Annotated in this window: 5 protein-coding genes and 1 pseudogene; 2 read left to right on the top strand and 4 right to left on the bottom strand. The window is 74.2% G+C overall.

All coding sequences use genetic code 11. The features are described from left to right. Positions 1 to 89 precede the first annotated feature (89 nt). Positions 90 to 425, top strand: a complete 336-nt coding sequence (locus ACFXA3_RS32080) for an STAS domain-containing protein (RefSeq protein ID WP_385192526.1) — start codon at positions 90 to 92, stop codon at positions 423 to 425. Here the strand turns inward: ACFXA3_RS32080 and ACFXA3_RS32075 are convergent. The 3 genes from ACFXA3_RS32075 to ACFXA3_RS32065 all read right to left on the bottom strand — a co-directional run bounded on the left by ACFXA3_RS32075 (position 312) and on the right by ACFXA3_RS32065 (position 3,565). Further along, positions 312 to 1,337: a sigma-70 family RNA polymerase sigma factor gene (locus ACFXA3_RS32075; protein WP_385192523.1), complete on the bottom strand. Its 1,026-nt coding sequence runs from the start codon at positions 1,335 to 1,337 to the stop codon at positions 312 to 314. The genes ACFXA3_RS32080 and ACFXA3_RS32075 overlap by 114 nt on opposite strands. A 99-nt stretch (positions 1,338 to 1,436) precedes the next feature. Then, positions 1,437 to 2,129 (bottom strand): L,D-transpeptidase family protein, encoded by a 693-nt coding sequence (locus ACFXA3_RS32070; protein ID WP_385192528.1) that lies wholly within the window; start codon positions 2,127 to 2,129, stop codon positions 1,437 to 1,439. A 152-nt stretch (positions 2,130 to 2,281) separates the two neighbouring features. Next, a complete protein-coding gene (locus ACFXA3_RS32065) occupies positions 2,282 to 3,565 on the bottom strand; it encodes an MFS transporter (RefSeq protein WP_385192521.1) in 1,284 nt (427 codons plus the stop codon). Between the two features lie 99 nt (positions 3,566 to 3,664). Here ACFXA3_RS32065 and ACFXA3_RS32060 point away from each other — a divergent pair. Beyond that, positions 3,665 to 4,585: pseudogene (locus ACFXA3_RS32060) on the top strand (LysR family transcriptional regulator); the annotation flags it as partial. A gap of 26 nt (positions 4,586 to 4,611) precedes the next feature. Here the strand turns inward: ACFXA3_RS32060 and ACFXA3_RS32055 are convergent. Further along, entirely contained in the window at positions 4,612 to 5,676 is a 1,065-nt protein-coding gene (locus ACFXA3_RS32055; protein WP_385192518.1) for a LuxR C-terminal-related transcriptional regulator, read from the bottom strand. Between the last annotated feature and the right edge of the window lie 537 nt (positions 5,677 to 6,213).

Raw genomic sequence — 6,213 nt, 5'->3', positions numbered from 1 at the left:
GCGCCCGAGGGCTCGGGGGGCGGGGGGGGGGATTTCGCGTTGTCGGGCGGGCACCGATGAGTTCCGCACGGCGGTCCGGTCATCCCCTCATGGAGATCACCCGACTCGTGCTGCCCGGTCCCAGCCCGACCGCACGCGACGCCGTACTGCTGTGCGCGCGCCTGTCCCGGCTGTACGAGGACGGCGCGCACGCGGTGGTGTGCGATGCCGCGGCGGTCACCGCGCCGGACCTGGGCGCCGTCGAGGCGCTGGCCCGGCTGCGGCTGACCGCCCGGGGACGGCCGCTGCGGGTGGACGGCGCCCCGCCCGCTCTACGCGCCCTGCTCGGCCTCGTCGGACTCGCCGAGCTCCTCGGGGAGGCCGAAGAGGGGGAACCAGCGGTCGGTGTCCAGGAAGGCGTTGAGCCCGACGATCTTGCCGTCTGAGATCTCCAGGACCTGGAGCGCCCACGGCACGTGTCCCGGTCTCCCGTCCTCCCGCGGCCGGTACTGGCCGAACGCCGGCAGGCCGTTGGCCGTGGTCGGGACCAGCCGGGAGCCCTTGCAGCCGATGCCCTGGTTCAGGTGCCAGGCCGCGATGTCCTCGTGCCCCCGCAGCCACAGGTCGAACGGCGGCATCGACAGCACCGCGTCGTCGTGCAGCAGGGTGGTCAGCCGGGAGATGTCGTACGCCTCGAAGGCGGACAGGTACTGCTCCAGCAGCTTCACCTGCTCCGCGTCCAGCGGGTCCGCCGCATCGCTCTCGCGCACGCGCGTCGACGACATCGTCGCCCGGGCCCGCTGGAGGGCGCTGTTCACCGACGCCACCGACGTCTCCAGCAGCGCCGCGACCTCGTCCGCCTTCCACGCCAGCACCTCGCGCAGGATCAGCACCGCCCGCTGTCTGGCCGGCAGGTGCTGGAGCGCCGCCACGAACGCCAGCCGTACGGATTCCCTCGCCAGCGCCATCTCCGCCGGATCGGCGGTCTGCGGCAGCACCCGCCCGTCCGGCACCGGCTCCAGCCAGGTCACCTCGGGCCGCTCGTTCAAGATCGCGGAGGCCTGGTGCTGCGGGGCGCCGAGGTCCATCGGGCGGGCCCGCTTGTTGCCCGCGCTGAGCAGGTCCAGGCAGACGTTCGTGGCGATCCGGTACAGCCAGGACCGCAGCGAGGAGCGGCCCTCGAACTTCGCGCGGCTGCGCCAGGCCCGGACGTACGTGTCCTGCACCGCGTCCTCGGCGTCGAAGGAGGAGCCGAGCATGCGGTAGCAGTAGCCGGTGAGCTCGACCCGGTAGCGGTCCATCGCCGCATCCAGGTCGGACTCCGAGGCGGTCGCGCTGCCGGTCGCGAGGTCACTCATGGCTGTCGTCCCCCAGTAGATCCGATACCCCGCAAGCTACCGGAGGGGTCCGACAACGGCAGCCGGAGCCGTTCCCGGAAGCCGTTCCCGGAAACCGTTCTACGTGCCGGGCTTGCGGCCGTAGACGAACACGTCCTCGCCCTTGGCCAGCAGGTTCCAGTACGCCTTCGCGTCCGCGAGCCGCATGTTCACGCAGCCCCCCGACCCGGGCGGGTTCCACATGCTCTTGTCCACGGAGTGGAAGGCGATCCCGCCGTCGAAGAACTGCGCGTACGGCATCGACACGTTGTAGATCGTCGACCAGTGGTCGATGCTGCGGTAGTAGATCCGCTTCAGCCCGGTCCGGGTCTCGGTGCCGTCCTTCCCGGTGCGGACCGGGACCGGCCCGTACTTCAGCACGGCGCCGTCCTGGACCCAGCTGAGCTGGCGCGTCAGGTCCACGCACGCGATCCGGCCCAGGTTCACGGGGCACGCGCCGTCCCGGTTCGGCGTGCTGCCCGCCGCCCGCTGCGCCAGCATGACGCTCATCGTCTGCCAGGTCAGCGGCCCGGCGTACCCCGCGGTCGGGGTGATGCCGTGCTGGGCCTGGAACGCCCTGATCGCCTGGCAGTCGGCCGCGGACTGGGCCCCGTCGACCGGCCGCCCCAGGAACTGTTCGACCTGCCGCTGGTACGGCCCCGTGGTCATGTTGCACCCGCCGGCGGCCTGCGCCGACCCACCGCCGCCGACCACCAGTGAAGCCGCGAGGGCCACCGCCCCGCAGGCCGCCGCCGCACGTCGCCTCGTACGCATCCGCATGTCGCATTCCCTCCCACTCCCGCCATTCCTGCCCGGCGCGGAGGGGCAACGCGCCGGAGCCCGGGGCGGCTTGCGCCTCCGGGCTCCGTAAATCACCTCGTACCGATGCCGTACGGACGCATCCGCGCGCGGCGTACCGGACCGCTTCAGCGGGCGGCGGCCAGCGCGCCCGGGCGGCGCTGCACCCGCGCCGCGTGCGAGCCGTACAGGGTGATCGACACGACGCCGAGCACCGCCAGCAGCGCGATGCCCACCGTGGCCGCCCAGCCCGCCGAGTGGTAGGCGAGCGCACCGAGCGTGCCGCCCGCGCTGGACCCCAGGTAGTACGCCGACTGGTACAGCGCCGAGGCCTGCGCGCGGCCCGACGTCGCGGTCCGGCTCACCGCGGCGGACGCCACCGCGTGGCCCGCGAAGAAGCCGGCGGTGATCAGGACCAGTCCGGCCAGGATCGCGGCGAGCGAGTCCGACAGCGACAGCAGCAGCCCCAGCGCGGTCGTGGTCACGGCCAGGTACAGCGCACCGCGCCGCCCCGTGCGGGCCACCAGTTGCCCGGCGGCGGCCGAGGAGACCGTACCGACCAGGTAGACCAGGAAGATCGACCCGATCACGCCCTGGCCGAGGGAGAACGGCTTCTCGACGAGCCGGTAGCCGATGACGGTGTACACGGCGCCGAACACGGTCATGAACAGCGCGCCGATCCCGTACAGCCGCAGCAGCAGCGGATCGCGCAGGTGGCCGGCGACGGTACGGCCGACCGCGCGCGGGTTCAGCGAGGCCGGCCGGAAGAACCGGGCCCGGGGGAGCATCACCAGGAAGGCGCCCGCGCAGGCCAGCGCCATGACGCCGACCGCCAGCAGTCCGCCGCGCCAGCCCCACGCCTGCGCCGCCCAGCCGGTGACGAGGCGGCCGCTCATGCCGCCGATGGAATTGCCCGCCACGAACAGGCCGATCGCACCCACCAGCGCCTTCGGCTTGACCTCCTCCGCGAGGTACGCCATCGCGGAGGCCGGGATGCCGGCGATCGCCGCACCCTGCACGGCGCGCAGCGCCACCAGCCACTCCAGGTTCGGCGCGAACGGCACGAGCAGCCCGACGCCGACGGCGACCAGCATGGAGACCGTCATCATCCTGGTCCGCCCGAAGCGCTCGGAGAGCGCGCTGAGCGGCAGGACGAACAGGGCGAGGGCGCCGGTGGCCGCGGACACCGTCCAGCTGGCCTGACCCGCCGTCACCCCGAAGCCGTCGGAGATCGCGGGCAGCAGCGCCTGGGTGGAGTAGAGGAGGGCGAACGTCGCGAGTCCGGCGGCGAAGAGCGCGAGGCTCATCCGGCGGTAGCCGGGGCGGCCGGGGGAGTGCGGTTCCGGTGCGGCAGGGGACGACGGGGTGGAGGCACCCGGGATGACGGGCGCCCCGGTATGAACGGGAGGCATGCAACGACCGTAGACCCGCCCTGTTTCATGCGTCCAATGCACAGAATCGCGATAATCGATCCACTGACGCATCAGTGCAGCTCAGAAGGGTGCCTGTCGATGAACCGTTACGTAGAAGACATGGAAGTGACAGGGTTGCTCGCCCCGAGGCTGGCGTACTTCGCCGCCGTCGCCCGGCACGAGCACGTCACCCGCGCCGCGCACGAGCTGGGCGTCCCGCAGTCCACCCTGTCCCGGGCCATGGTCCGTCTCGAACAGGACCTCGGCGTCACGCTGTTCGCCCGCAAGGGCCGCACCGTCGCCCTCACCACGGCCGGACGGACCTTCCTCGCCTCGGCCGAGCGGGCCCTCGCCGAAATCGCCCGCGCCGCCGAATCGGTGCAGCAGGACGCCGACCCGGCCTTCGGGAAGGTCGCGTTCGGCTTCCTGCACACCCTCGGCCCCGAGACCGTGCCCGGCCTGATCCGCGCCTTCCGCGCCGACCACCCCCGCGTGCGTTTCTCCCTCGTGCAGAACTACGGCGAGGCCATGCTGGAGAAGCTGCGGGCCGGCGAGCTCGACCTCTGCCTGACCTCACCGCTCCCCGACGCCCCCGACCTGGTCGCCCGCCGCCTCGACGAGCAGCGGCTGCGGCTCGTCGTCCCCGACGACCACCGGCTGGCCGGCCGCAAGCGCATCCGCCTCGCCGAAGCCGCCGAGGAGACCTTCGTGACCCTGGAGGCCGGCTACGGGCTGCGCCGCATCACCGACGACCTGTGCGCCGAGGCCGGGTTCACCCCCCGGGTGGCCTTCGAGGGCGAGGAGGCCGAGACCCTGCGCGGCCTGGTCGCGGCGGGCCTCGGCGTGGCCCTGCTGCCGCCGCCGGCGGTGGCCCGCCCCGGCGTGGTCGAGCTGACGGTGACGGCCCCGCGCGCGGTCCGCGAGATCGGCGTCGCCTGGCTCGACGGCCACCCCGACACCCCGCCGGTCGCCGAGTTCAAGCGGTTCCTGCTGTCCCGGCGCGGCCGGCTGATCCCGGAGCTGCACGGCGGCCCGGTGCAGCCGGCTCAGGACGCGCCGCCGCCCGCCCCGGCGGCGTCGCGGGGCACGGCCGAGGCGCGGGGAGGAGCCGCGGGGGAGAGCAAGTAGCCGGCCTGGAAACGGGACTTGGCGCCCGCCGCCCGCATGATCTCCGCGATGTGACGCTGGCAGGTCCGCTCCGACATGCCCAGCCGGCGCGCGATCACCTTGTCCTCCAGCCCCTCCGACAGCAGCCGCACGATCGTCTGCCGCAGCTCGTCCGAGAGCGAGCGCGCCGCGTCCGGGCCCACCGTCGTCGGGAACGGCTCGGCCTCCACCCACGACCGTTCGAACGCCGACGTCATGAAGTGCACGACCGCCGGCTCCCGCACCACGAGCGCCGCACCGCTGCGGTCCGGCACCGACATCAGCCCCGTGTGCGCGTCGAAGACCAGCATCCGCATCAGCCCGTCGCCCAGCGTCCGCACCTGGGCGCCCAGCGCCGTCACCCGCTCCACGTACGCCGCGGTCGGCCGCGAGTAGCGCGCCGTGTGCTGGTAGATCGTGCGCATCCGCACCCCGCGCGCCAGCAGCGACTCGTCCCGCCCGATCGCCTCCTCCAGCGACTCCAGCGGCCGTCCGCCGCCCGGCTGCGAGGTCAGCAGCTCCTTCCCGCACGCCGCGACGAGCTCCGCGATCAGCGCGCGCACCGCCCCCAGGTCGGTGACCAGCTCCAGCTCCGCCCGCCCCGAACCGTTGCGCTCCAGGTGCGCCGCACCCGCCTCGTACGCCGGCACCAGCGTCTCCAGCCGCCCCCGCAGCCGGTCCATCTCGTCGTGCGTCTCCCGTACGAGCAGCGCCAGCGGGGCCAGCGCCCGGGCCGCCGCCGCCCGGGGCGCGACGGCGCTCCACCGGTCCGGGCCGCCGCCCGGGGCCCGCTGGAGCAGGTGCGCGGCGGCCAGCTCGGTGATCGCCGCGGCCGCCCGCGCCCCGAGGGCCCCGGTGGCCTCGGCCTCGGCGAACGAGTGCCGCTCCACGGCGTACGCGTACAGCCGCCGGGCGGCGCGGCTCAGGTCGCCCCCGGACGGCGGTGCGGCTTCGTCGGCTGGCATGTGTGTATTCGTCCCGGATTGATGATGTTTGTAAACCCCTCGTGTTCCTGCAAGGCGGCAAGACGACGCCCGAACGGGCCCCTCAGGCATATGCCGAACCGGCACAGTGGTCACACCGGGTGAAGGGGGAAACGCGGTGACGGGGGAACGGGAGCGGGCGAGCGGGACCGGGCGGGGGCCCACGGCGGTCCTGCCGAGCCCGCGCCCCGCCATGGTGGCCGCCGCCCGACGGGCCGGCGCCCACACCGTGGTGGTCGCGCCGGGGGAGGTCCGCCGGTGCCGTCCGACCGTGAGGGGGCGGAGCGGCGGGTGCCTGCGGACCGGCGCGACCACCGCCACCTGATCGACGCGCCGAGCCGGCCGGACGCGGTCCGGCGCGCGCACGCCCGGGTCTTCGGCCGCCCCCGCCACGGCACTCGCCGCCGCCCGCGCCGACGAGGCCCGGCCCGCCACGCGGCCCCGGGCGCGGCCCCCCCCCGGGGGGGCGGGCCGGGGTGGTTTAAACCACTGTAGCGGCCCGCCCAGAGTTGTGGTTTT

The organism is Streptomyces sp. NPDC059456 (assembly GCF_042750055.1).
Classification (GTDB): Bacteria; Actinomycetota; Actinomycetes; order Streptomycetales; family Streptomycetaceae; genus Streptomyces.
The sequence above is the reverse complement of the archived record's forward strand: the minus strand, read 5'-3'. Positions and strand labels throughout refer to the sequence as shown.

What these genes read in the sequence shown, in the direction of transcription:
- ACFXA3_RS32080 (WP_385192526.1), top strand. Translation starts at nt 90, where the DNA reads ATGGAGATCACCCGACTCGTGCTGCCCGGTCCCAGCCCGACCGCACGC.
- ACFXA3_RS32055 (WP_385192518.1), bottom strand. Translation starts at nt 5,676, where the DNA reads ATGCCAGCCGACGAAGCCGCACCGCCGTCCGGGGGCGACCTGAGCCGC.
- ACFXA3_RS32070 (WP_385192528.1), bottom strand. Translation starts at nt 2,129, where the DNA reads ATGCGTACGAGGCGACGTGCGGCGGCGGCCTGCGGGGCGGTGGCCCTC.
- ACFXA3_RS32075 (WP_385192523.1), bottom strand. Translation starts at nt 1,337, where the DNA reads ATGAGTGACCTCGCGACCGGCAGCGCGACCGCCTCGGAGTCCGACCTG.
- ACFXA3_RS32065 (WP_385192521.1), bottom strand. Translation starts at nt 3,565, where the DNA reads ATGCCTCCCGTTCATACCGGGGCGCCCGTCATCCCGGGTGCCTCCACC.